At 62.7% G+C, this 22,932-nt stretch carries 24 protein-coding genes; 14 read left to right on the top strand and 10 right to left on the bottom strand.

Annotated features, from left to right (window positions below):
- Positions 1-3 precede the first annotated feature (3 nt).
- From rpsK to PVW51_RS15345, 13 genes are all read left to right on the top strand, one after another.
- The gene (gene rpsK, locus PVW51_RS15405) at positions 4-393 is read left to right on the top strand and encodes a 30S ribosomal protein S11 (RefSeq protein ID WP_067296725.1); all 390 of its coding nucleotides are present in this window, start codon (positions 4-6) and stop codon (positions 391-393) included.
- Positions 394-506: 113 nt separating this feature from the next.
- Positions 507-1,523, top strand: coding sequence for a DNA-directed RNA polymerase subunit alpha (locus PVW51_RS15400; RefSeq protein WP_067296727.1), 1,017 nt, complete (start codon positions 507-509; stop codon positions 1,521-1,523).
- A gap of 194 nt (positions 1,524-1,717) precedes the next feature.
- A complete protein-coding gene (gene rplQ, locus PVW51_RS15395) occupies positions 1,718-2,134 on the top strand; it encodes a 50S ribosomal protein L17 (RefSeq protein ID WP_269365864.1) in 417 nt (138 codons plus the stop codon).
- Between the two features lie 133 nt (positions 2,135-2,267).
- On the top strand, positions 2,268-3,644 hold the full coding sequence (locus PVW51_RS15390; RefSeq protein WP_274575927.1) for a trypsin-like peptidase domain-containing protein: 1,377 nt from the start codon (positions 2,268-2,270) through the stop codon (positions 3,642-3,644).
- 3 nt (positions 3,645-3,647) lie between these two features.
- On the top strand, positions 3,648-4,961 hold the full coding sequence (locus PVW51_RS15385; protein WP_269365866.1) for a replication-associated recombination protein A: 1,314 nt from the start codon (positions 3,648-3,650) through the stop codon (positions 4,959-4,961).
- Positions 4,962-5,186: 225 nt separating this feature from the next.
- The gene (crcB, locus tag PVW51_RS15380) at positions 5,187-5,567 is read left to right on the top strand and encodes a fluoride efflux transporter CrcB (protein ID WP_114273595.1); all 381 of its coding nucleotides are present in this window, start codon (positions 5,187-5,189) and stop codon (positions 5,565-5,567) included.
- Positions 5,564-6,613 carry an RluA family pseudouridine synthase gene (locus PVW51_RS15375; RefSeq protein WP_274575926.1) on the top strand — a complete coding sequence of 350 codons (1,050 nt, stop codon included), beginning with the start codon at positions 5,564-5,566 and terminating at the stop codon, positions 6,611-6,613. The genes crcB and PVW51_RS15375 overlap by 4 nt, the downstream gene beginning before the upstream one ends.
- On the top strand, positions 6,610-7,296 hold the full coding sequence (locus PVW51_RS15370) for an HAD-IA family hydrolase (RefSeq protein WP_274575925.1): 687 nt from the start codon (positions 6,610-6,612) through the stop codon (positions 7,294-7,296). Before PVW51_RS15375 ends, PVW51_RS15370 begins: the two co-directional genes overlap by 4 nt.
- Positions 7,293-8,006 carry an ATP12 family chaperone protein gene (locus PVW51_RS15365; RefSeq protein ID WP_274575924.1) on the top strand — a complete coding sequence of 238 codons (714 nt, stop codon included), beginning with the start codon at positions 7,293-7,295 and terminating at the stop codon, positions 8,004-8,006. The genes PVW51_RS15370 and PVW51_RS15365 overlap by 4 nt, the downstream gene beginning before the upstream one ends.
- Before the next feature lie 195 nt (positions 8,007-8,201).
- A complete protein-coding gene (locus PVW51_RS15360) occupies positions 8,202-9,218 on the top strand; it encodes an amino acid ABC transporter substrate-binding protein (RefSeq protein WP_269365872.1) in 1,017 nt (338 codons plus the stop codon).
- Between the two features lie 156 nt (positions 9,219-9,374).
- Positions 9,375-10,589 (top strand): amino acid ABC transporter permease, encoded by a 1,215-nt coding sequence (locus PVW51_RS15355; RefSeq protein WP_274575923.1) that lies wholly within the window; start codon positions 9,375-9,377, stop codon positions 10,587-10,589.
- Position 10,590: 1 nt separating this feature from the next.
- The gene (locus PVW51_RS15350; RefSeq protein ID WP_269365874.1) at positions 10,591-11,889 is read left to right on the top strand and encodes an amino acid ABC transporter permease; all 1,299 of its coding nucleotides are present in this window, start codon (positions 10,591-10,593) and stop codon (positions 11,887-11,889) included.
- Between the two features lie 14 nt (positions 11,890-11,903).
- Positions 11,904-12,671: an amino acid ABC transporter ATP-binding protein gene (locus PVW51_RS15345; protein ID WP_269365875.1), complete on the top strand. Its 768-nt coding sequence runs from the start codon at positions 11,904-11,906 to the stop codon at positions 12,669-12,671.
- Positions 12,672-12,840: 169 nt separating this feature from the next.
- Here PVW51_RS15345 and PVW51_RS15340 read toward each other — a convergent pair whose 3' ends face one another.
- From PVW51_RS15340 to ttcA, 8 genes are all read right to left on the bottom strand, one after another.
- Entirely contained in the window at positions 12,841-13,338 is a 498-nt protein-coding gene (locus PVW51_RS15340) for a SixA phosphatase family protein (RefSeq protein WP_274575921.1), read from the bottom strand.
- A 1-nt stretch (position 13,339) separates the two neighbouring features.
- Positions 13,340-13,993 (bottom strand): ferredoxin, encoded by a 654-nt coding sequence (locus tag PVW51_RS15335; protein ID WP_274575920.1) that lies wholly within the window; start codon positions 13,991-13,993, stop codon positions 13,340-13,342.
- A complete protein-coding gene (gene argB / locus PVW51_RS15330) occupies positions 13,990-14,853 on the bottom strand; it encodes an acetylglutamate kinase (RefSeq protein ID WP_205388138.1) in 864 nt (287 codons plus the stop codon). Before argB ends, PVW51_RS15335 begins: the two co-directional genes overlap by 4 nt.
- A 28-nt stretch (positions 14,854-14,881) precedes the next feature.
- Positions 14,882-15,532, bottom strand: a complete 651-nt coding sequence (gene yihA, locus PVW51_RS15325) for a ribosome biogenesis GTP-binding protein YihA/YsxC (protein ID WP_274575918.1) — start codon at positions 15,530-15,532, stop codon at positions 14,882-14,884.
- A complete protein-coding gene (locus tag PVW51_RS15320) occupies positions 15,532-16,272 on the bottom strand; it encodes an MOSC domain-containing protein (RefSeq protein WP_274575917.1) in 741 nt (246 codons plus the stop codon). Before PVW51_RS15320 ends, yihA begins: the two co-directional genes overlap by 1 nt.
- Positions 16,269-18,092 (bottom strand): membrane protein insertase YidC, encoded by a 1,824-nt coding sequence (gene yidC, locus PVW51_RS15315; protein WP_274575916.1) that lies wholly within the window; start codon positions 18,090-18,092, stop codon positions 16,269-16,271. The genes PVW51_RS15320 and yidC overlap by 4 nt, the downstream gene beginning before the upstream one ends.
- Positions 18,093-18,256: 164 nt before the next feature.
- Complete coding sequence (locus PVW51_RS15310; RefSeq protein ID WP_274575915.1) at positions 18,257-19,798, bottom strand: putative bifunctional diguanylate cyclase/phosphodiesterase; 1,542 nt, start codon at positions 19,796-19,798, stop codon at positions 18,257-18,259.
- 104 nt (positions 19,799-19,902) lie between these two features.
- Entirely contained in the window at positions 19,903-20,766 is an 864-nt protein-coding gene (ttcA, locus tag PVW51_RS15305; RefSeq protein ID WP_269365887.1) for a tRNA 2-thiocytidine(32) synthetase TtcA, read from the bottom strand.
- Positions 20,767-20,897: 131 nt separating this feature from the next.
- On the opposite strand from ttcA, the gene PVW51_RS15300 reads away from it, so the two are divergent.
- A complete protein-coding gene (locus PVW51_RS15300) occupies positions 20,898-21,800 on the top strand; it encodes an alpha/beta fold hydrolase (RefSeq protein WP_274575914.1) in 903 nt (300 codons plus the stop codon).
- 443 nt (positions 21,801-22,243) lie between these two features.
- On the opposite strand, the gene yidD is transcribed toward PVW51_RS15300, so the two are convergent.
- Positions 22,244-22,489, bottom strand: a complete 246-nt coding sequence (gene yidD / locus PVW51_RS15295) for a membrane protein insertion efficiency factor YidD (protein ID WP_114273580.1) — start codon at positions 22,487-22,489, stop codon at positions 22,244-22,246.
- Entirely contained in the window at positions 22,486-22,911 is a 426-nt protein-coding gene (rnpA, locus tag PVW51_RS15290) for a ribonuclease P protein component (protein ID WP_269365890.1), read from the bottom strand. The genes yidD and rnpA overlap by 4 nt, the downstream gene beginning before the upstream one ends.
- Between the last annotated feature and the right edge of the window lie 21 nt (positions 22,912-22,932).

Genomic DNA, 22,932 nt, shown 5'->3' with positions numbered 1-22,932 from the left:
AACATGGCACGCGATGCAAAACGCACCAAACGCAAGGTCTCCAAGAACATCGCCGCAGGTGTGGCGCATGTGAATTCGAGCTTCAACAACACCAAGATCCTGATTTCCGACGTTCAGGGCAATGCGATCAGCTGGTCCTCTGCCGGAACATGCGGTTTCAAAGGCTCGCGGAAATCCACACCCTATGCGGCCCAGATGGCTGCAGAGGATGCGGGCCGCAAGGCGCAGGAACATGGCGTGAAGACTCTGGAAGTCGAAGTTCAGGGGCCGGGTTCCGGCCGTGAGAGCGCCCTGCGCGCCCTGGCGGCTGCCGGTTTCAACATCACCTCGATCCGTGATGTGACACCGATGGCCCACAACGGCTGCCGTCCGCCCAAGCGCCGCCGCGTCTAAGCGCGACTTTATTGACGGGGCCGCGTGTTTTCACGCGGCCCCATACCGCTTTTTTGAAACCTCGAGCGTATCCGCCGACCGGACATGCGGCAGATACTAGGATGGAGGGACACATGATCCATAAGAACTGGGCCGAACTGATCAAGCCACAGCAGCTTGACGTAAAGCCGGGCAACGACCCCGCGCGTCAGGCCACCGTGGTTGCCGAACCGCTGGAGCGCGGTTTCGGTCTGACCATGGGCAACGCGCTGCGCCGCGTTCTGATGTCCTCGCTTCAGGGTGCCGCGATCTCCTCCGTGCAGATCGACAACGTGCTGCATGAATTCTCTTCGGTTGCCGGTGTCCGCGAAGATGTCACCGACATCGTCCTGAACCTCAAGGGTGTCTCGATCCGCATGGAAGTCGAAGGGCCCAAGCGCCTGTCGATCTCCGCCAAGGGTCCGGGTGTTGTCACCGCAGGCGACATCAGCGAATCCGCCGGTATCGAGATCCTGAACCGCGATCACGTCATCTGTCACCTCGACGATGGCGCGGACGTCTACATGGAACTGACCGTCAACACCGGCAAAGGTTATGTCAGCGCTGACAAGAACAAGCCGGAAGATGCGCCCATCGGCCTGATCCCGATCGACGCGATCTATTCGCCGGTCAAGAAGGTCAGCTATGACGTGCAGCCCACCCGTGAGGGCCAGGTGCTGGACTATGACAAGCTGACCATGAAGGTGGAAACCGACGGGTCGATCACGCCGGATGACGCCGTGGCATTCGCCGCGCGCATCCTGCAGGATCAGCTGGGGATCTTCGTCAACTTCGACGAGCCGGAATCAGCCTCCCGTCAGGACGACGACGACGGTCTGGAATTCAACCCGCTGCTGCTCAAGAAAGTCGACGAGCTGGAGCTTTCGGTGCGTTCGGCAAACTGCCTGAAGAACGACAACATCGTCTACATCGGCGATCTGATCCAGAAGACCGAAGCAGAAATGCTGCGCACCCCGAACTTTGGCCGCAAATCCCTGAACGAGATCAAGGAAGTGCTGTCGGGCATGGGTCTGCACCTTGGCATGGACGTCGAGGACTGGCCGCCAGACAACATCGAAGATCTGGCCAAGAAGTTCGAAGACAACTTTTAAGAACCCGTAGGGTGCGCATTTATTGCGCACCTTGCACCCCGGGCATCCTGCCCTTTCATTGCCCGCCCGAGGGCGGACAACGACCGGGTTACGCGCCTCCCTCCGGGTGACGCTGACCCCAAGGAGAGTTGGCGCTACGCACGCCAGCCAGACAAAGCAAAATCGCCCGTAGAGGGCACATTAGGAGAAGAAATATGCGTCACGCACGTGGATACCGCCGCCTCAACCGCACACATGAGCACCGCAAGGCGCTCTGGGCAAACATGGCAGGCTCGCTCATTGAGCATGAACAGATCAAGACAACGCTGCCCAAGGCCAAGGAACTGCGCCCGATCATCGAAAAGATGATCACGCTGGCCAAGCGCGGCGATTTGCACGCCCGCCGTCAGGCGGCCGCGAAGCTCAAGCAGGACGCCTATGTGGCGAAACTGTTCGACGTTCTCGGCCCGCGCTACAAGGACCGCCAGGGCGGTTACGTGCGCGTTCTCAAGGCGGGTTTCCGCTATGGCGACATGGCGCCGATGGCGATCATCGAATTCGTCGACCGCGACCGCGATGCCAAGGGTGCAGGCGACAAGGCCCGCCTGTCAGCGGAAGAAGCCGCGGAATAAGAATTTGCGCATTTTGCGCGTTGAAAGCCCTGCCTTCTGGCGGGGCTTTTTTTGTTGCCGTGGTGCAGGGATATTTATTGCCAAAAAGAGCAGGGGAGTTGCGCATTCCGCCCTCGCCGCGCATATCTGGGGCATGAGATATCTGTTGATGATCCTTGCCCTCGTGGCGGCACCCGCGCTGGCCCAGCAGGTGCCGCAATCCGCCGCCCAGATGCAGCTGAGTTTCGTGCCCCTGGTCAAACAGGCGACACCTGCGGTGGTCAATATCTATGCCAAGATCATGGCCGCCCCGCGCCGCACACCGCTGCAAAGCGACCCGTTTTTCGAGCGTTTCTTCAGCGATCCGTTTTCCGAACGGCCCCGGGTCCAGAACTCGCTTGGTTCGGGTGTGATCCTCTCCGCCGACGGGATTGTCGTGTCGAATTATCATGTGGTCGGCATGGCAACGGAAATTCGCGTCGTGCTCAACGACCGTCGGGAGTATTCGGCGGAAGTCTTGCTGGGGGATCCGGAGGCCGATCTGGCCATATTGAAGATCAATGCGGAGGCGCCGCTGCCCTTTCTTGAACTGCGCGACAGCGAGACGGTGGAAGTGGGCGAACTGGCATTGGCCATCGGCAATCCCTTCGGTGTGGGCCAGACCGTGAGCAGCGGCATCGTTTCGGGGCTTGCGCGCTCCGGTGCGGGGGGCGGCAATTCGGGGCTGGGCTATTTCATCCAGACCGATGCGCCGATCAACCCGGGCAATTCCGGCGGGGCGCTGATTGACATGGCCGGGCAGCTGATCGGCATCAACACGTCGATCCTGACCCGGTCGGGCGGGTCCAATGGCATCGGCTTTGCCATCCCCGCCGACCTGGTCAAGGCCTTTGTCACGCAGGCCCGCGCGGGTGAGGTGGCCTTTGCCCGGCCCTGGGCCGGGATCAGCGGCCAGCCGGTGGACAGCGACATGGCGGGGCCCCTGGGGCTGGACCGGGCCGGGGGGATCATCATCTCGGGCCTGCATGCGGCCAGCCCCTTTCTGGAGGCCGGTTTGCAGGTGGGGGATGTGATCACCCATGTGGGCGGCGCGCCGGTGCATACGCCCAATGAGATGATCTACCGGATGAGCGTTGCGGGCCTTGGCAGCCAGGCTCCGGTGCGCTTCCTGCGGGGCGGGGAGGAGAAAGAGGCCGATGTCTCGCTCATCGCCGCACCGGATGTGCCCGCGCGGGACGAGGAGGTGCTGCCCGCCCGCAGCATCCTGCCGGACATGCGGATCGCACGGGTGAATCCGGCGGTGATATCAGAGCTGAACCTGCCGCTGGAGGCAACGGGCGTTGTTGTCATGGACGCGGGCCGGTTCGGCCCCCGGGTCGGGCTGCGCAACGGCGATATCATCCTGTCGGTCAATGGCGTGGAGATCGAACACCCCGGGGATCTGCAGGCCCTGTTCGGTGGCCAGGTGCGGCAGTTTGAACTGCTGATCCAGCGCGGCGACCGTCGCAGCCTTCTGCGGTTTCGGGTCTGAGCGGTGGCAGATCTCTTCGATACCGGGGATGCAGAGGAAGGCGGCGGGCATCGCCCGCTGGCCGACCGGCTGCGGCCGCGCGCCATTTCCGAAGTCATCGGCCAGCGCAAGATTCTGGGGCCGGATGCGCCGCTGACGGTGATGCTGGGGTCGGGGGCGCTGTCCTCGCTGATTTTCTGGGGGCCTCCGGGGGTGGGCAAGACCACCATCGCGCGTCTGCTGGCGGATGAGACGGAGCTGCATTTTGTGCAGATCAGCGCTATTTTCAGCGGCGTGCCGGAGCTGCGCAAGGTCTTTGACGCGGCCAAGCTGCGGCGGCGGCAGGGGCAGGGGACCTTGCTGTTTGTCGACGAGATCCATCGTTTCAACAAGGCGCAGCAGGACGGGTTCCTGCCGCATATGGAGGATGGCACGATTCTGTTGGTGGGGGCGACCACCGAGAACCCCAGTTTCGAGCTGAACGCGGCGGTGCTGTCCCGCGCGCAGGTGCTGGTGCTGGAGCGGCTGACGGTTGACGATCTGGAGCTGATGGCCCGGCGGGCCGAGCAGGAGCTGGGGGTGGATCTGCCCCTGCAGCCAGATGCCCGTATGGCGCTGCTGGAGATGGCGGATGGCGACGGGCGGGCGCTGCTGAACCTGATCGAGCAGCTGGTGGCCTGGAAGGTCGAGGGCAAGCTGGACAAGGCATCGCTGGCGGCGCGGCTGATGCGGCGGGCGGCGCAATACGACAAGAGCGGCGATTCCCATTACAACCTGATCTCGGCGCTGCATAAATCGGTGCGCGGGTCGGACCCGGATGCGGCGCTCTATTGGTTTGCGCGGATGCTGGAAGGCGGCGAGGACCCGCGTTACCTCGCACGGCGGATCACCCGCATGGCGGTGGAGGACATCGGGCTGGCCGATCCCCAGGCGCAGGCGGTCTGCCTGCAATCCTGGGAGACGTTCGAGCGTCTTGGCAGCCCGGAGGGCGAGCTGGCGCTGGCGCAGGCGGTGACCTATCTGGCGCTCGCGCCCAAGTCGAATGCGGCCTATGTGGCCTACAAGGGCGCACGGCGTGCGGCGAAGGAAACCGGATCGGCCCCGCCGCCCAAACATATCCTGAACGCGCCCACGAAGATGATGAAGGAACAGGGCTACGGCGATGGCTATGCCTATGACCATGATGCCGAAGACGGGTTTTCAGGGCAGGATTACTTTCCCGAAGGGGTGGCGCGACAGGCGCTTTATGCCCCGGTTGAGCGGGGCTTCGAGCGGGAGTTGAAAAAGCGGCTGGAGTATTTCGCGAAGCTGAGGAGCAAGCGGGGTGGCGCGGAGTAACCCGATGCCGGTGCCGTGGCAGCAGGGAAGACATGTCACTTTCGGAAATCCGTAGGATTCCGGTGCTGCAGGGCGCTGAGTGATCGCGACACAGTCTGGCGTTGGCTGACGCGGGCTGGCAAAGACCGGCGCGGATTGTCAGGAAAAAGGGTCTCAATTGCCTGCAAATGCCGGGCAGGGGCGTGAATTCTTGACAATCGCCACGCAAACCGTGACAGACGCCGCATGATTTCAACCTTGTCTCTTGTTGCGCTCGGCGGTGCCATCGGTGCCGCGCTGCGGTTCCTGTCCGGTGTCGCGATGCTGCGGCTGACCGGCCCGCAGGACTTTCCGCTCGCCATCATAACGGTGAACGTCGTCGGGTCCTTCCTGATGGGGGCCTTCGTGGTGTTTGCCGCGCACAAGGGGTTGACCCATTACAGCCCCTTCGTGATGACCGGGCTTCTGGGGGGATTTACCACCTTTTCCGCCTTTTCGCTGGAAACGGTCACCCTGATCGAACGCCAGGCCTATGGGCAGGCCGGGCTTTATGTATGCGCCTCCGTCGGATTGTCCGTGGCGGCATTGATGCTGGGGCTCTGGGCCTCGCGGGGGATCCTGGGATGAGCAAGGTACAGACATTGACCGTGCAGGAAGGCGACGGCGATCAGCGCCTGGATCGCTGGTTCAAACGGCAATTTCCGCAGATATCTCAGGGCCGCATCGACAAGATGTGCCGCAAGGGGGAGATCCGTGTCGATGGCGGCCGCGTCAAGGGGGCGACGCGCCTTGAAGTCGGCCAGCAGGTGCGCATCCCGCCCTTGCCGGACAGCGACGCCCCGCCGCCGCCCAAGCGGACCCGCGTGACGGATGCGGATGCCAAGTTCATCCGCTCCTGCGTGATCTACCGCGATGATCATGTGATCGCGCTGAACAAACCGCCGGGCCTGCCGGTGCAGGGCGGCTCTGGCCAGTCTGACAGGCATGTGGATGCGCTGGCCGAGGCGCTGATGTTCGATCTGGATGAAAAGCCGCGTCTGGTGCATCGGCTGGACAAGGACACATCCGGTGTTCTGATCATGGCGCGCACCCGGTCGGTGGCACAGGCGCTGACGGCAAATTTCCGGCACCGCGAGACGCGCAAGATCTATTGGGCGGCCATCGCGGGTGTGCCGCATCCCAAGAACGGACAGATCAAGTTCGGGCTGGTCAAGGCAGGCGGTCACGGGGCGCGCGGTGAAGGCGAAAAGATGATCGCGGTGCATCCCGCCGACATCGACAGCACCGAAGGGGCCAAGCGGGCCACCACCGATTACGCGGTTCTGGCGCAGGCGGGCAGCCGCACCTGCTGGGCCGCGCTGATCCCGGTGACGGGCCGCACCCATCAGCTGCGGGCACATATGGCCGAGATCGGGCATCCCATCGTGGGCGACGGCAAATACGGCGGCTCGGGCCAGGACAACCCCGGCGACGGCTGGGGCGCGCAACTGGGGGGCGATATCTCCAAGAAGCTGCACCTGCATGCGCGCAGCCTGACGGTGGAGCATCCGGTGACCAGGGCGGTCCTGAAACTGGTGGCCCCCTTGCCCGATCATATGGCCCGCACCTGGGAGACGTTCCAGTGGTCCCCCGCCGATGTGCCGGACGATCCGTTCGAGGAAGGCTGGGGATGAGCGACGCGCCCCTCAGCCTGGTGATTTTCGACGTGGACGGCACTTTGGTCGACAGTCAGGGCGATATCCTGGCGGCCATGGCGGCGGCATTCGAGGCTGTAGGCCAGCCCTTGCCGCAACGGGCAGAGCTTCTGGGGATCGTCGGGCTTTCGCTGGATGTGGCGATGGCCCGGCTTGTACCGGCATTGGAAGCCGTTGATCATGAGCGCATGGTCGGGGCCTACAAGGCCGCTTACATGGATTTGCGGGCGACAGCAGGCGTGGCGCAGTCTTCGCCGCTTTACCCCGGTGCTCTGGCGGCCCTGCAATTGCTGCACGACAGGGATGATGTGCTGCTGGGCATTGCCACCGGCAAATCCAAGCGGGGGCTGGACAAGCTGATCGAGGGGCACGGGCTGGAGGGCATGTTCCAGACCCTGCAATGCGCCGATTTCCACCCCTCCAAACCGCATCCTTCCATGCTGCTGGCCGCCCTGTCCGAGACGGGGATCGCCGCGGAGCGGGCTGTGATGGTGGGCGATACGAGTTTTGACATGGACATGGCCCATGCCGCAGGGATTGCGGGGGTCGGCGTTGGCTGGGGTTACCATGACCGCCAGCGCCTGACCCGCGCGGGTCAGGTGATCGACAGTTTCGATGCCCTGCCCGCTGCGCTGGACCTGATCTGGGGGGTAGCCGCGTGAGCGACTGGAAAGCCAAGAGATTCTGGAAACAGGCGGCAGTTGTGCCCGCCGCAAGCGGATTTGCGGTCGAACTGGACGGCAGGCCGGTCAAGACACCGGCGAAGCAGCCGCTGTTCCTGCCCACCGAAGAGATGGCCAGGGCTGTCGCCGCCGAATGGGACGCGCAAGAGGGGGTGATCAACCCGAACCTGATGCCGGTCACCAAGACCGCGAATTCGGCGATCGACAAGGTTGCGGCGCAGCACGCCGAAGTGGCGGACATGCTGGCCGACTATGGCGATGCCGATCTTCTGTGCTACCGTGCCGAAGCGCCGGAGGAACTGGTGGCGCGGCAGGCGGCACATTGGGACCCGATGCTGGATTGGGCTGCCGAAGTGCTGGGTGCGCGGCTGGAGCCCCGCACCGGCATCATGCACAAGCCGCAGGACCCCGCCACCCTGGACACCCTGCGCGCCCGCACCCATGCCTTGAACAATTTCGAACTGGCCGCCTTTCACGATCTGGTCAGCCTTTCTGGGTCCCTTGTCCTGGGCTTCGCCGCAACCCTGGGCGCGCGTGATACAGAGGTCCTGTGGGACATTTCACGGCTTGACGAGGCATGGCAGGCAGAACAATGGGGCCGCGACGATGCCGCCGAAGCGCTGGCGGAAGTCAAGAAAGCGGCCTTTTTGCATGCCAGCCGGATGTTTGCCCTGAGTCAGGCCGATTAGCGTCAATGCAGAGCGTTCTGAGACCGCATTCGTGTCAATCGGTCGAAAACCCGGGGGCTAACCCTTGACCTTTTTGCGGGAATCCGAGCACATTAGCCTACACTGAGCATGGGAACTCCTGCACAGTATCGCCTCCGGCATCGAATTGTCGGATCAACCGTCCAAAACGTGGCGGATTATCAGGAAGAGGTAAAAATGAACAAATCTATGATTTTTGGTGCGTTGACCGTTGCGGGTCTGGCTGCCGGCGCTGCCGGCGCAGCTACGCTTGACGATGTCAAGGCACGCGGCAAACTCAACTGTGGCGTGACAACCGGTCTGATCGGTTTCGCGGCACCGGACGCCAACGGTGAATGGAAAGGCTTTGACGTTGCGGTATGCCGCGCTGTCGCCGCTGCCGTTCTGGGGGATGCGACAGCTGTCGAATTCGTCCCGACAACCGGCAAGACACGCTTTACCGCGCTGGCATCCGGCGAAATCGACGTGCTGGCCCGTAACACCACATGGACCTTCTCGCGCGATGTCGACCTGAAATTCGACTTTATCGGCGTCAACTACTACGACGGTCAGGGCTTCATGGTGCCCAAGGCGCTGGGCGTATCCTCGGCCAAGGATCTGGACGGCGCGACCGTCTGCATCCAGACTGGTACAACCACCGAGCTGAACCTCGCGGACTTCTTCCGCGTGAACAACATCAGCTATGAGCCGGTGCCGATCGAAACCAACGCCGAAGCGCAGCAGCAGTACCTCGCCGGTGCCTGCGACGTCTACACAACAGACGCCTCCGGCCTCGCGGCGACACGTGCCGCCTTCGAAAACCCGGGCGATCACGTCCTGCTGCCTGAAATCGTCTCGAAAGAGCCGCTGGGCCCGCTGGTCCGTCACGGCGACAGCGAATGGGGCGATGTGGTCCGCTGGACCCTGAACGCGCTGATCGCAGCCGAAGAACTGGGCGTCTCCTCTGCAAACGTCGGTGAAATGGCTTCCTCGACCAACAACCCCGAAATCGCGCGCCTGCTGGGCACCGAAGGGGAACTGGGCGCCATGCTGGGCCTGGACGCAGATTGGGCCAAGCGCGCCATCGAAACCCAGGGCAACTACGGCGAGATCTTTGCCAAGAACATCGGCGAAGACACACCCATCGGCCTGGCACGCGGGCTGAACGCCCAGTGGACAGACGGTGGCCTGCTCTACAGCCCGCCGTTCCGCTAAACAGAACTGCCGGAGGGCGCGGAACATTCCGCGCCCTTCGCACCTGATGGCACCAAATCAGCGCGATGCGGTGCCTGCGACCAATAATGACCCTGCCGCATGTGCCACAAAGGCACAGTGAAAAAAATCAAGGCATGGGACACAGGGAAAAATCTGATGACAACACTCACCGACCCTCCGAAGGAGTCGTTCCGGCTCTCTATGCTGTTGAACGATACACGCTATCGGTCGCTGACAATGCAGGCCATCGCGGCCCTGCTGCTGGCGCTTGCGATTGTTTATCTCGGCAACAACCTGATCCAGAACCTGCGGGCTGCAGGGCTGAACATCTCCTACGGGTTTCTCGGCAGCGCCTCGAACTATGATATCAACCAGACGCTGATCGAATACAGCAGCCGGTCCACGCACCTCAGAGCGGCTGTCGTCGGCATTCTCAACACGCTGCTGGTTGCATTCCTGGCCTGTGTGACCGCGACGGTCTTTGGCGTGCTGGCCGGCGTCCTGCGCCTGTCGCCGAACTGGCTGGTGCGCAAGCTGATGGCAGTCTACGTGGAGATCTTCCGCAACATTCCCGTGCTGATCTGGATCATCATCATCTTTACCGTGATGACCGCCTCGATGCCTGCACCCAGCGCCTTCCGGGGCGAGGATCCGGCGTCTTCGATGTTGTTGGGCGCCTTCGCCTTTACCAACCGCGGTGTCTATGTGCCCGCGCCGGTCTGGGGGGCAGGGTCCCTGGTGGTTGTCGTTGTCTTTATCCTGTCCATCATCGGGGTCTTTGCCTATCGTCGCTATGCGACGAAGCTGCTGTACGACACGGGCAAACTGTTGCCGATGTTCTGGCCTTCGGTCGGGATATTGCTGCTGCCCGCAATCCTTGCCTATTTCATCATGGGGTCCCCCATCAGCCTGGACTATCCGGAACTGCGGGGCTTCAACTTTGGCGGCGGGATCAAGATCGGTGCACCGCTGATCGCGCTCTGGTTCGCCCTGTCGATCTATACCGGTGCCTTCATCGCGGAAAACGTGCGCGCGGGCATCCAGGCCGTGTCCAAGGGCCAGACAGAGGCCGCCGCGGCCCTGGGCCTGCGCCCCGGACGGGTGATGAACCTGGTGGTCCTGCCACAGGCGCTGCGGGTGATCATCCCGCCGCTGATTTCGCAATATCTCAACATCACCAAGAACTCATCGCTGGCGATTGCCGTGGGCTATGCCGATGTGACGGCGACGCTGGGCGGCATCACGCTGAACCAGACGGGCCGGGCCATCGAATGTGTCCTGTTGCTGATGCTGTTCTATCTCACGATCTCGCTTCTGATCTCGGCGTTCATGAACGTCTACAACAATGCCAACAAGCTGAAGGAGCGCTGAGATGTCGGACACACATGCACAATCCGTCGCTTTCGTCCGCGAAACAGCCATTCCGCCCTCAGCACCGCCCTCGACTGCGGCAGGGCCGATCAAATGGGTGCGGGACAACCTGTTTCCCACCTGGGCCAATGCGCTGCTCACGGTCGCTGCACTTTACGTGATCTGGCTGGTCCTGTCCTCGACCCTGCCCTGGATCCTGGGTGGTGTCTGGAACACCAACAGCCTGGCCGCCTGCCGCGAGGTTCTCGATGGCCGGTCCGCTGCCTGTTTCTCCGTGCTGACGGAGCGGTGGCACCAGTTGCTTTATGGCTTCAAGTATCCGTCCGAGCTCTATTGGCGGCCCAACCTGGCGCTGCTGATGCTGTTCTTTGCCGCGGCACCTGTGTTGTTCTTTGACCTGCCGCGCAAGCTGCTGATCTTTACCGGGCTCTATCCCTTCATCGCCTATTGGCTGATCTGGGGCGGCACCATCCTTGCGCCGCTGGTGGCGCTGCTGGGCTTCATCGTGGGCTACCTCGTCTATGCACGGTTCGTCAAAACCAGCTTTGCCCAGGGATTTCTGGGCGGGATCGCCGCGGCGGTTCTGGTCTGGGCAATCGGTGGCTACCTGATCCCGGCAGGCGCATCGGCCAGTGCCATGCTGGAACCGATCCCCAGCAGGGACCTCGGCGGCTTCATGCTGAACCTGATGCTGGGCGTGACCTGCGTGTCGCTGTCCCTGCCCATCGGCATCGCGCTGGCGCTGGGGCGTCAGTCGAACCTGCCGCTGATCAAGGGCATCTGCGTTGTCTTCATCGAGTTCATCCGCGGCGTGCCGCTGATCACCTTGCTGTTCGTGGCAAGCGTGATGCTGGCCTATTTCTTTCCGCCGGAATCCACCGTGGACCTGTTCCTGCGGGTGGTGATCATGATCACCATGTTCTCCTCGGCCTATATCGCCGAGGTGATCCGGGGCGGTCTGGCTGCCCTGCCCAAGGGGCAGAACGAGGCGGCGGATTCGCTGGGGCTGGATTATGCGCAGGCCATTCGCCTGATCATCCTGCCGCAGGCGCTCAAGATATCCATCCCCGGCATCGTGAACATCGCGGTGGGCCTGTTCAAGGACACCACGCTGGTCTCGGTCATCTCGCTGTTTGACATCGTGGGCATGATCCGGGGGCCGATCCTGGCCTCGACGGACTGGAACGGGGTCTATTGGGAACTTCTGATGTTCGCCTCGATCCTCTTCTTTGTCGTTTGCTACGGCATTTCACAATATTCGCAGTGGCTGGAACGCCGCCTTGCGACAGATCATCGTTAAGAAAGGGCTGACACATGGCCACTGCAACACAAATGAAAGTATCGGACGAGATCGCGATCTCGATCCAGAACATGAACAAATGGTACGGCACCTTCCATGTGCTGCGCGACATCGACCTGACGGTCTATCGCGGTGAGCGGATCGTGATCTGCGGCCCATCGGGGTCCGGCAAATCGACGTTGATCCGCTGCATCAACGCGCTGGAGGAGCATCAGAAGGGCCGGATCGAAGTGGACGGCACCGTGCTGTCCTCGGACCTCAAGAACATCGACAAGATCCGGTCCGAGGTTGGCATGTGCTTTCAGCACTTCAACCTGTTCCCGCATCTGACCATCCTGGAAAACTGCACGCTGGCCCCGATCTGGGTACGCAAGACGCCCAAGAAGGAAGCCGAAGAGACGGCGATGCATTTCCTGGAAAAGGTGAAGATCCCCGATCAGGCCGACAAATACCCCGGCCAGCTTTCGGGTGGTCAGCAACAGCGTGTGGCCATCGCCCGCAGCCTGTGCATGCGTCCGCGCATCATGCTGTTTGATGAGCCCACATCGGCGCTGGACCCCGAGATGATCAAGGAGGTTCTCGACACGATGATCGAGCTTGCCGAAGAAGGCATGACCATGCTCTGCGTGACACATGAGATGGGCTTTGCCCGTCAGGTGGCGAACCGGGTGATCTTCATGGATCAGGGCCAGATCGTCGAACAGAACGAACCGGAAGAGTTCTTCAACAACCCGCAATCGCCGCGGACCCAGTTGTTCCTGAGCCAGATCCTCGGTCATTGACCACGGGAAGGGCAGCCGCCCGACCTGCATGATGCTTCAAAGGGCGTCTGCGATCAGCAGGCGCCCTTACAGCGTCCCGCCTTTAACCTGATACTCTCAGTATCGCCGATGTCCCGAGAGCGCGAAGCGCGGCAGGGTATCGGCGGTTCAAGTGTAAGGCGGTGCGCCCTTAGTGCGAAAGGTCGCGTGGCACGACAAAGGCGGCGGGATGGCCCTTGCCCCAGCCCACGAGCGACCACATGTCCTGATCGAAATCCGCGACCAGCGTCGCACCGGTTGGAAAGCCGATGAACTGCGGATGATCCGGCGCGGTGGCAAGGATTTCATCGGCACACATGCCGACTCCGGGATTATGCCCCAGCACCAGTACCGAATTGCCTGTTGCCCGCTGCAACAGGCTCAGGATCTGGTCCAGCGATGCGAGGTAGAGCTTGCGGGTGATCGTGGTCTTGATCCCGCCGGGCAGGTTCAATCCCGCCAGAGTCTCCTGTGTCCGCACCGCCGATGAACATAACACCTCGTCCGGCACAAAGGCCTGATCCCGCAACCAATTGCCAAGCGCGGGCGCATTCGCCCGGCCCCGGTCGTTCAGGGTGCGGTCGTGGTCGATCAGGGCTTCCCCCGACCAGTCGGATTTTGCGTGGCGCATCAGGATCAGGCGTTTCATGTCAGGCCCCTTTGAATTGGCGCATGTGATATTCGGATTGCGCAGGCAGGCGGCCAAAACGCTGAGAGACCGGGCAGGCCCTGCGCACCCGGCAGCCCCCGGTGAGACAGTCCTGTCCGGCCGCCGTATCCAGATATGCCTTGCACGCCGGTACGTCGTAGCCCGCCGGCGTCAGCGCGGCAACGGGGCAGGCGGTGACGCAGGGCGTTGCGGCGCAAGTCTGGCAGGGCGAGGGCGGGCTGTCGGGCAGGTCTATATGCGCCTGCAGGGCCAGCGCACCCCGGAAAGAGACCATCAGCCCCGCCGTGTCATGGACCAGGAATTGCACCGGCGCGGCATGGACCCGCCCGCTGCGCAGGGCCCAGCTGTAGAACGGCAGAAAGGGCGGTCCGCCAAAAGGGTAAAGCGCCTGCGCCCCAAGCGTTTCCGCCCAGGCGCCGATCACCCGGCGCGACCAGCGGTCCATCGGGTCGGGGGCGCCGTCCAGGGCCTCGGGGCTGTCTTGGTACGCGGGCCAGAATGCAGGCTCATCGGGGCCAAGCAACAGGATGGTTCGGCAGGCTTGCGGGACATCGTCACCGGCGTCGGGGTGAAAGCCGCCAAGGATGCTCAGGTGACGCGCGCGGGCGCTTTTCTGAAGCGCCGCGAAAGTCATCCCTGCCGGATGATGCTGCCCGCACCGTGTTCGGTAAAAAGCTCCAGCAGGCAGGCGTTGGGTGCGCGTCCGTCCAGGATGACGGCGGCACGCACGCCACCCTCCAGCGCATCCAGGGCGGTAACGGTCTTTGGGATCATGCCCCCGGCGATGGTGCCATCGGCGACCATTTCGCGGATCTGCGCCGCGGTCAGCTCGGTCAGCACTTCACCCTCGGCATTCTTGACACCGGCCACATCGGTCAGCAGCAAAAGCCGGTCGGCCTTGAGCGCGGCGGCAATGGCCCCGGCGGCGGTATCGCCGTTGATGTTGAAGGTCTCGCCCCCGTCGCCCATGCCCAGGGGCGCGATCACCGGGATGATCCCCTTGTCCGCCATGTCGCGCAGGATGCGCGGGTTCACGCGGGTCGGCCTGCCCACCAGACCCAGACGCGGGTCCTCGTGTTCGCAGACGATCAGGCCGGAATCCTTGCCCGACAGGCCCACGGCGCGGCCGCCCTGTTCGGAAATCGCCTGCACGATGCGCGCATTCACCAGGCCGGAGAGAACCATTTCGACAACTTCCATCGTCGCCTCGTCGGTGACCCTTTGGCCGTCGACGAATTCGGACTGGATGTTCAGCCGCTTGAGCATGGCGTTGATCATCGGCCCGCCACCATGCACGATCACCGGGTTGACCCCGACCTGCCGCATCAGGGTGACATCGCGGGCGAATTCATCCATCGCCTCGTCACTGCCCATGGCGTGGCCGCCCAGCTTGATCACGACGGTGGCATCGGCATAGCGCTGCATATAGGGCAGGGCCTGGCTGAGGGTTTTGGCGGTGGCGATCCAGTCGCGGTTCATGTCTTGTTTTCTCATGCCTTGGGTTCCGGGAACGGCGGCGGGATTATTCCAGCGTCGCGATGATGGCACGAAGCGTGGGGATGCCCCAGCCCTTTTCCGACGATGTGACGATGATTTCGGGATAGGCAGCGGGATGTTTCGCCAGCGCGCCGCGGACCTGATCCAGCACCTTTTCGCGTTCCTTTTCCTTGACCTTGTCGGCCTTGGTCAGAACCGCCTGAAAGGTGACGGCGGCACTGTCGAGCAGGGAGAGGATTTCCTCATCCACCTTTTTCACCCCATGGCGTGCGTCGATCAGCACAAAGGCGCGGCGCAGGGTCTGGCGGCCGCTGAGGTATTGTTTCAGCAGACGTTGCCATTTTTCGACCACCGGAAGCGGCGCATTGGCATAGCCATAGCCCGGCAGATCGACGAGGTAATGCGAGTCACCGGCTGTGAAATAGTTGATTTCCTGCGTCCGGCCCGGCGTGTTGGAGGCGCGAGCCAGCGCCTTGGTCCCGGTCAGCGCGTTGATCAGGGTCGATTTGCCGACGTTGGAGCGCCCGGCAAAGCAGACCTCCATCCGGTCGGCGGGCGGCAGGCCATCCATCGCCACCACGCCTTTGACAAACAGTGTTTCCCCGGCAAAGAGCAGGCGGCCCGTTTCCAGGGTCTGCGGTTCGGGTTCTGCTGCGATGGGGAAGGGAAGCTGCATCATTTCACCTCGATCGCATCGCCGATTGCCACCTGGCCCGACTGGATCACCTCGGCGTAGACGCCGAAATCCTGGTGGTCCCAGGCATTGAGGATGCCCAGCGTGTCCACGTCGCGTTCTCCGGTTTCGGGGTTGGCGGCGGTATGCAGGCAGCGGCGGATCGGTTCACGCACCCGCAAAAGCGCGCCGCCAATGGCCACGTCCTTGCCGATCCAGTCGAATTCGTCCCATGCGGTGCCCGTGTCGAACCAGATGTTGCCACGCCAGCGCAGATTGGAAAGCGCCACGCCTGCCTTGTCCGCGACGGCCCGGTGAGACGCCAGGTTGCACAGGCTGACCGAGGGGAACGGGGTGTCGGTGAAACCACGCTCCGCCAGGCGCAGAATCCGGTCGGGCAGGGCGCGGTCCTGCGGGACCAGCGGCAGCACCCATTCGATCAGCCGCGCAGCTTCGCTGTCGGGCTGGAAGGTCAGATCGGGCCGTTCCGGATGCGACAGGGTCAGCGTCTTGCCATCCTCCGCCAGCACGGCATTGATCGCGGCCAGTTTCGGGGCCTTGGTGCCGATGCTGAAATTCACGCATCGCGCCCATTCCGACCCATCCGCCCTGGAGTGGTCATGCGCCACGGCCCAGAGCCGGTCGAAGGGCATCGCCTGCCCGGCGGTCAGGGTCACGCTCTGCAACTCTTCGCGGCCGTGGCTCTTGAGAGGATGGCGGAAAAGTTGAACCAGCGTTGTCATTTCTTGGCGTCCGGCTTTGGCTTGCGCCGGAACGACCCCAGGATGTTCCCCATGAGGTCAGGCTTGTAGCCCTGACTGCGCATGATCAGGTATTGCTGGGTAAAGGTGATGGTGTTGTTCGCGATCCAGTAGACCACCAGCCCGCTTGCAAAACTGCCCAGCATGAACATGAAGACCCAGGGCATCCAGGCAAAGATCATCTGTTGCGTGGGGTCGGTGGGCGCCGGGTTCAGCTTTTGTTGCAGGAACATCGAGATGCCCAGCAGCAGCGGCAGGATACCGATAAAGATCAGCGCCATGATCGTGCCTGCCTCGGGTGCGCCCCAGGGCAGCAGGCCGAAGAAGTTGAACAGCGAGGTCGGGTCAGGCGCGCTGAGGTCCTGGAAGGGGCCGAAGAACGCCGCATGGCGCAGCTCGATGGTGACAAAGATCACCTTGTAGAGCGAAAAGAAGATCGGAATCTGCAACAGGATCGGCAGGCAGCCCGCGGCCGGATTCACCTTTTCCTTGCGGTAAAGCTCCATCATGCCCTGCTGCATTTTCTGGCGGTCGTCGCCCGCGTCTTTTTTCAGCTTCTCCATCTGCGGCTGAAGCTCTTTCATCTTGGCCATGGAGACGTAGGATTTATAGGCCAGCGGGAACAGGATCGCCTTGATCAGCAGGGTCAGCCCGATGATCGCGATGCCCATGTTGCCGATCAGCTTGTTCAGCTCGTGCAGCAGCCAGAAGATCGGTTTGGTCAGGAAAAAGAACCAGCCCCAATCAATGCTGTCGATGAATTTCGGCACGCCGGCGGCTTCGTAGTCGCGCAGGATCGCCCATTCCTTTGCACCGGCAAACAACTGGGTTTTCATGCTGGCCGAGGCACCCGCTGCCACGGTCTGGGTGGGCTGGCGGGTGACGGCGCGATAGACGTCGGAACGCGCGTCATAGGTCAGCGCCTCGTCAAAGGGCTGGCCCTGATCGGGGATCAGGATCGCCTGCCAGAAGTGGTCGGTAAAGCCGATCCAGCCCGTGGTCACATCTTCCTTGACGATGGCCTGGCGGCCCCATTTCGCGTTTGCATCCGCTTCCGAGATGTCGTCCCAGTCGGTTTCGATCAATTCACCATCGGCGATGGATACGGCACCTTCATGCAGGATGAAGAATTTCTGCAGATCATCGGGCTGGGTGTGCTGGACGATCATGCCGTAGGGGGCGAGGGAAATCGGGGCCTCGCCATTGTTGGTGACCCCCTGGCCCAGTGTGAACATGTAGTTGTCATCCACCGCGATGGTGCGGGTAAAGACCTGGCCCGCGCCGTTGTCCCAGGTCAGGGTCACCGGGGAATCGACGCCAAGCGTGTCGCCTTCGGCAAGCGACCATTCCGTGTCGGGGCCGGGGACCGATGTCGGGTCGATGCCGGTGCCGGCAGCCCAGCCTTGCAGGGCATAATAGGCGTCTGTCGTGCCCTGGGGGGACAGCAATGTGACGATGGGCGCATCGGCGTCCAGCGTGGTGCGGTAATCCTTGAGTTTCAGATCGTCGATCCGGCCGCCAACCAGCGAGATGGAGCCGGTCAGGCGCGGTGTCTCGATGTTGACGCGTGGCGCATCGGCAAGCGAAACGGTCGATGTGGTGTCGTCCCCGCCCGAAATTGGTGCGGTTGCGGGATCGGCGGGTGCCACGGGCACGGTTCCGTCAGCGGTCTGCTGGGTCGCCGGTGTCGTGCTGTCGAGCGCGGGGTCCGGTTCAGGTGGTGGAAACAGGACGAACCACGCAAGGATCACGATGAAACTGAGTGCCGTCGCGAGAATGAGATTCTTGTTCTGTTCGTCCATGGGGACCGCCACCTTCGGGATGCTTTTGATCTGGGTGGGTTGAACAGAGTTGAGGCCCAGAGGTCAAGCGGATTCGGGCAAAACCTCCGGTCTGCGCGATGATCCGACGCAGGCCCCACAGGCTGGTTTGACAGGGCGGCAGGGCCCCGTGCCGCCCGAGGCGGTCAGCCGCTCTTGCCATCCATGAAACGGGGGGTGTCGGCCAGTTTGGCGGTATGGCGGCTGATCCAGTCCAGGGTCTGGTCGAATGGCATGGGCCGCCCGATGCCATAGCCCTGCACATGGTCGCAACCCAGTTGCGCCAGCAGAACGTGTTCGCCCACGGTTTCGACGCCCTCCGCCAGGGTCTCCACCTCCAGCCTTTCGGCCATGGTCAGGATCGCGCTGATCATGCGTTGCTGTTCCGGGTCGCGGTCGGCCTTCATCACGAAGGAGCGGTCGATCTTGATCCGGCTGACCGAAAACCGCCGGATCGAGGTGATCGCCGCATGGCCGGTGCCGAAATCATCCAGATCAATGCGGCACCCCATCGCGCCCAGCGCGTTGATATTGCGGGTAATCAGGTCATCCGGCGTGCAGGCGACCACTGTCTCAAGCACTTCGACGGCAAGCCGGTCCGGGGTCAGATCGAACCGGTCGAGCTCCCATCTCACCTTGTCGGTCAGACGGGGATTGCGCAGTTCCGAACTTGTGAAATTCACGCCGACCTGGGGCACATGCGCATCCGCACCGTCCCATGCCTTGAGCGCGGCAAAGGTGTGGTACATCATGACCTCGGTCAGCCGTTCCAGCAGACCGGCGCTTTCGATGGCGGGCAGGAAATCCTTGGGCAGCAGGATGCCCCGCTGCGGATGATGCCAGCGGGCCAGCGCCTCGAACCCGGTGATCTCTCCGGTGTCGGTGGAGATCTGGGGTTGAAACCAGGGCTGGATCTGGCCGGAATCCAGTGCCTTGACCACGTCATCGCGGATCTCTTCGCGGGTTTCGATGGCGATGCGCATCTGATCGGAAAATGCCCGGATCGCGGAAGGCCCCCGGTGTTGCGCTTCGCGCAGGGCGGTGAGGGCGGCGTGCATCCAGGCGTCGCCACCGCTGTCGGGCGCGCGCGTATGCTGGCAGAATCCGACACTGGCAGAGACGTAGATATTGACGCCGTTGATGGCCACGGGTTCTTCCAGTGCGGTCTGCAGGCGGGACGCCATTTGAATGCAGGTTTCCAGATCAAGATGGCGCAGCGGGGCCGTGCAGATGCCGAACCGGGCGTCGCCCAGCTGCGCAACACTGTCCACATCGCGCAATGTGGCGATCAGCCGTTCACAGGTGCGCAGGACAACCGTGTCGGCGGCGGCCTGACCGTATCGGTCTGCAAGCGCGTCGAATTCACTTAATGCGATGGCATAGATGACGGCAAATCTGTCTTCGGCATTGGCCTGTTTCAGGGTCTGGCTGACGATCTCGGAAAAGGCCTGACGGGTCAGAATGCCCGGCACCGCGGGATCAGAGGCCCGAAACCGCAAGGCACCCTGTCCGAAAATCAGATAAAGCCCCGGCATGGAAAGCGAAAACCAGATCAGCCCGGTTTCGCCGGCAGCCATGTAGACGGCCAGGGTCAGGGTCGGCAACAGGACCAGAGCGCCGGGCCAGTTCAGCGCGGAAGTGAGATGATTTTGCCATCTTGCCAGTGTCCTGGCCCGCCGTCGCGCCATAGGTACTTCCCCGCTCGTCGTAAGATGCGTCCGCTGCATCTGCAGGAGCTTAGCCTGCGCGGAATGAGCCGGGGGTTAATGTTGCCGGAAAATGTGGCGTTCTTTTAGCTAAAAGTCTGCGGATCAAGCGACAGGCCGGCAAAATCGAACAATTTGGGGTCCAGCAGATGCGAGGGGCGCGCGTTCATCAGCGCCCGGAACATGACCTGGCGCCGACCGGGGCTGTTTTTTTCCCAGCCGTCGAGGATCTGCTTGACCTGCTGGCGTTGCAACCCGTCCTGCGAGCCGCAAAGGTCGCAGGGGATGATCGGGTATTGCATCGCGGCGCTGAATTTCTCGCAATCGGCCTCGGCCACATGGGCGAGGGGGCGGTAGAGGAAAAGATCGCCCTGTTCGTTCACCAGCTTGGGCGGCATCGTGGCCAGGCGCCCGCCGTGAAACAGGTTCATGAAGAAGGTTTCCAGGATGTCGTCGCGGTGATGTCCCAGCACCACGGCGGAACAGCCTTCCTCGCGCGCGATCCGGTAGAGGTGGCCGCGGCGCAGCCGCGAACACAGCGCGCAGAAGGTGCGGTTTGCCGGAACCTTGTCCATCACGATGGAATAGGTGTCCTGGTATTCGATCCTATGCGGGACGCCCATCTTTTCCAGAAAGGCGGGCAGGACCGTTGCGGGAAAGCCGGGCTGGCCCTGATCGAGGTTGCAGGCCAGCAGGTCGACGGGCAACAGCCCGCGCCACTGCAGCTCGTGCAGAACCGCCAGCAGGGTATAGCTGTCCTTGCCGCCCGACAGGCAGACCAGCCAGCGGGCGCGGGGGGCGTCGGGTTCCTGCGCGCCGGGGGCGATCATGCCATATTGCTCTATCGCCTCGCGCGTGGCGCGCACGATCCGCTTGCGGAGTTTCCTGAACTCCGTCGTCTGGGGCGCACCCTGAAACAGCGCGTGGATTTCTTCGGGTTGGTCGAGCATGTGATCGCAGTAATCCATTGCCCAAAGGCGATCAAGGACGCGATGCGCGGCGGAGGAAGGTTTCGCGCTAAAGGCGAAAACATGCTAGGCTACCACTTATTGCCGACCCTATTGATAAAGGAATTTGAGACATGACGCTTTTTGCAAGCCGGCGGACCTATAACGCCCAGACGAACAGATTCACCAATAATGCTGCGGCACTGACCCGTTATGTACAGATCACCAGCTCTGCGGGGGCGGTGAGCAAGGGGGGCATCATTTCGCGCGCGGATTGGCACCGGGAGGTCCTGCGCGCGTCGCAGAGCCGCGAGATCCTGTTTTTCGTCCACGGGTTCAATACCTCGCAGACAACCATGTTGCAGCGGCTGGCGGCACTTGAGCAGGGGTTGCGCAAACATGGCTATCGCGGTGCGGTGGTCGGCTTTGACTGGCCCAGCGACGGGAATGTGCTGGCGTATGATTCCGACCGCAATGACGCCAAAAAGGTTGCGCCCTACCTGGTGACGGAGACGATCGGTCTTTTCCTGAATGAAAACCCCCGGTTCAAGCTGCATGTGCTGGCCCATTCGATGGGCGCCTACCTGACCTTGCGCGGGTTCTCCGGTGTCGGTGATGCGCCGGGCGCGCGCAAATGGGATGTGGATCAGGCGATTTTTGCGGCGGCGGATGTGGATGTGGAATGGATGCGCAAGGGCGCATGGGGCAGTCTGGTGATGGACCGTCGGTCGAACCGCCTGACGAATTACTACAACGGCAATGATGCGGTGCTGCAGTTGTCGGGGGATTTCATCAACGGGGGCCAGAGGCGCGCGGGGCGCAAAGGGCTGCCTGATCTGGTGGAAAAGGATCAGGTCGATGTCGATGCCACACAGCGTTATGCGGCCTTTCCCCAGAAGGGCGCGCAGATTTCGCATCGTTTCTATTTCGGCGATGATGGATTTTTCAAGGATGTGGCGCTGACGATTGCGGGAACGGCGGCGGCGGATATGCCGACCCGGCTGATCACCAACGGGGACGCGGTGTTGAAGGCATGAGGGGCGTGTGAGGCTGCGTAGGGCTGCAGTCCTGGAACGGCTTTTTGGTGAATTTGAGCCAGCCGGAGGCCATTTAGGGCGCCCCGCCTTAACCTTGAATCGCCGATACCCTGCCGCGCTTCGCGCTCTCGGGACATTGGCGATATTGGGTGTATCAGGTTAAAAGCGGGACGCTTTAAACAATATATTCCAGCGTGTTGAGCGGATGGGGCAGGCGCGGGGGTACTGCGGCGCGCTACAGATGCCGTTTGCCCCCGTGCGTCAGCGTCAGTTCATACCGACAGTCCTGCAAATGATGACATGTCATTTTTGACATGTCTCCACCGGAGGGTGTCACGGGGGGCCGCACGGCTCAGCAGGTGGGGCAGGCCGCATGTCGTCGGCAGTAAGCGGCGAACCTCTCCCGATCCCGTTGGCATGGCGGCAGGTGGCAGGCTCAGACCTCAGTGCGGCCCGTGGTCCTGCGACATGGGCGGCACGGGATCATAGCCGCTGCGCCCCCAGGGGTGACAGCGCAAGATCCGGCGCAGTGCCAGCCAGCTGCCCTTCAGCCCCCCATGGGTTTCGAGCGCTTCCAATGCATAGGCGCTGCAGGTTGGCTGATAGCGGCAGTTGAACCCGACCCAGGGGCTGAAAACCAGCCGATAGGCGCGCACCGGCAGCGCCAGGATGCGGGCAAGGGCGGTCACGCGGGCGGCCGGTGCAGCTTGCCCAGGGCGCGGGCGAAGTCGGACTGCATTTGCGCAAAGGGCAGGGTGGCGGTGGCCCCGCGCCGGCCGATCAGCACATAATCATGTCCCCGCTGCCCCATCGCTGGCAGGGACAGACGCGCGATTTCCCGCAGGCGTCGTTTTGCCCGGTTGCGGGCCACGGCATTGCCGACCTTCTTGGAGCAGGTAAACCCCACGCGAATGACATCCGGATCGGCTGTTTCATCCGGCTTGCGCCGTCGCATCTGCACAACGAAACCGGGCATCGCGACATGGCTGGCGCGGGAGGCGCGCAGAAAATCGGCGCGGTTCTTCAGCACCTGCAGACGCAAAGAAACCGCCGGAGGATTGTTCCCCGGATTGGCAGTGCTGCCATCCACGGGGGCCTCCGGCGGTGTCATGCTTTGCAAGGCGCTGCGCGG

Origin of the sequence: Sulfitobacter sp. PR48 (genome assembly GCF_028807335.1) — a bacterium.
Classification (GTDB): Bacteria; Pseudomonadota; Alphaproteobacteria; order Rhodobacterales; family Rhodobacteraceae; genus Sulfitobacter.
This window is presented reverse-complemented; position numbering and strand designations above follow the sequence as displayed.

Coding starts and splice junctions, on each gene's coding strand:
- crcB (WP_114273595.1), top strand. CDS start 5,187: ATGATTTCAACCTTGTCTCTTGTTGCGCTCGGCGGTGCCATCGGTGCC.
- PVW51_RS15390 (WP_274575927.1), top strand. CDS start 2,268: ATGAGATATCTGTTGATGATCCTTGCCCTCGTGGCGGCACCCGCGCTG.
- PVW51_RS15375 (WP_274575926.1), top strand. CDS start 5,564: ATGAGCAAGGTACAGACATTGACCGTGCAGGAAGGCGACGGCGATCAG.
- rnpA (WP_269365890.1), bottom strand. CDS start 22,911: ATGACACCGCCGGAGGCCCCCGTGGATGGCAGCACTGCCAATCCGGGG.
- yihA (WP_274575918.1), bottom strand. CDS start 15,532: ATGCAGCTTCCCTTCCCCATCGCAGCAGAACCCGAACCGCAGACCCTG.
- PVW51_RS15345 (WP_269365875.1), top strand. CDS start 11,904: ATGGCCACTGCAACACAAATGAAAGTATCGGACGAGATCGCGATCTCG.
- PVW51_RS15335 (WP_274575920.1), bottom strand. CDS start 13,993: ATGACTTTCGCGGCGCTTCAGAAAAGCGCCCGCGCGCGTCACCTGAGC.
- rplQ (WP_269365864.1), top strand. CDS start 1,718: ATGCGTCACGCACGTGGATACCGCCGCCTCAACCGCACACATGAGCAC.
- PVW51_RS15400 (WP_067296727.1), top strand. CDS start 507: ATGATCCATAAGAACTGGGCCGAACTGATCAAGCCACAGCAGCTTGAC.
- PVW51_RS15370 (WP_274575925.1), top strand. CDS start 6,610: ATGAGCGACGCGCCCCTCAGCCTGGTGATTTTCGACGTGGACGGCACT.
- yidC (WP_274575916.1), bottom strand. CDS start 18,092: ATGGACGAACAGAACAAGAATCTCATTCTCGCGACGGCACTCAGTTTC.
- rpsK (WP_067296725.1), top strand. CDS start 4: ATGGCACGCGATGCAAAACGCACCAAACGCAAGGTCTCCAAGAACATC.
- argB (WP_205388138.1), bottom strand. CDS start 14,853: ATGAGAAAACAAGACATGAACCGCGACTGGATCGCCACCGCCAAAACC.
- PVW51_RS15310 (WP_274575915.1), bottom strand. CDS start 19,798: ATGGCGCGACGGCGGGCCAGGACACTGGCAAGATGGCAAAATCATCTC.
- ttcA (WP_269365887.1), bottom strand. CDS start 20,766: ATGCTCGACCAACCCGAAGAAATCCACGCGCTGTTTCAGGGTGCGCCC.
- PVW51_RS15355 (WP_274575923.1), top strand. CDS start 9,375: ATGACAACACTCACCGACCCTCCGAAGGAGTCGTTCCGGCTCTCTATG.
- PVW51_RS15340 (WP_274575921.1), bottom strand. CDS start 13,338: ATGAAACGCCTGATCCTGATGCGCCACGCAAAATCCGACTGGTCGGGG.
- PVW51_RS15320 (WP_274575917.1), bottom strand. CDS start 16,272: ATGACAACGCTGGTTCAACTTTTCCGCCATCCTCTCAAGAGCCACGGC.
- PVW51_RS15350 (WP_269365874.1), top strand. CDS start 10,591: ATGTCGGACACACATGCACAATCCGTCGCTTTCGTCCGCGAAACAGCC.
- PVW51_RS15360 (WP_269365872.1), top strand. CDS start 8,202: ATGAACAAATCTATGATTTTTGGTGCGTTGACCGTTGCGGGTCTGGCT.
- PVW51_RS15300 (WP_274575914.1), top strand. CDS start 20,898: ATGACGCTTTTTGCAAGCCGGCGGACCTATAACGCCCAGACGAACAGA.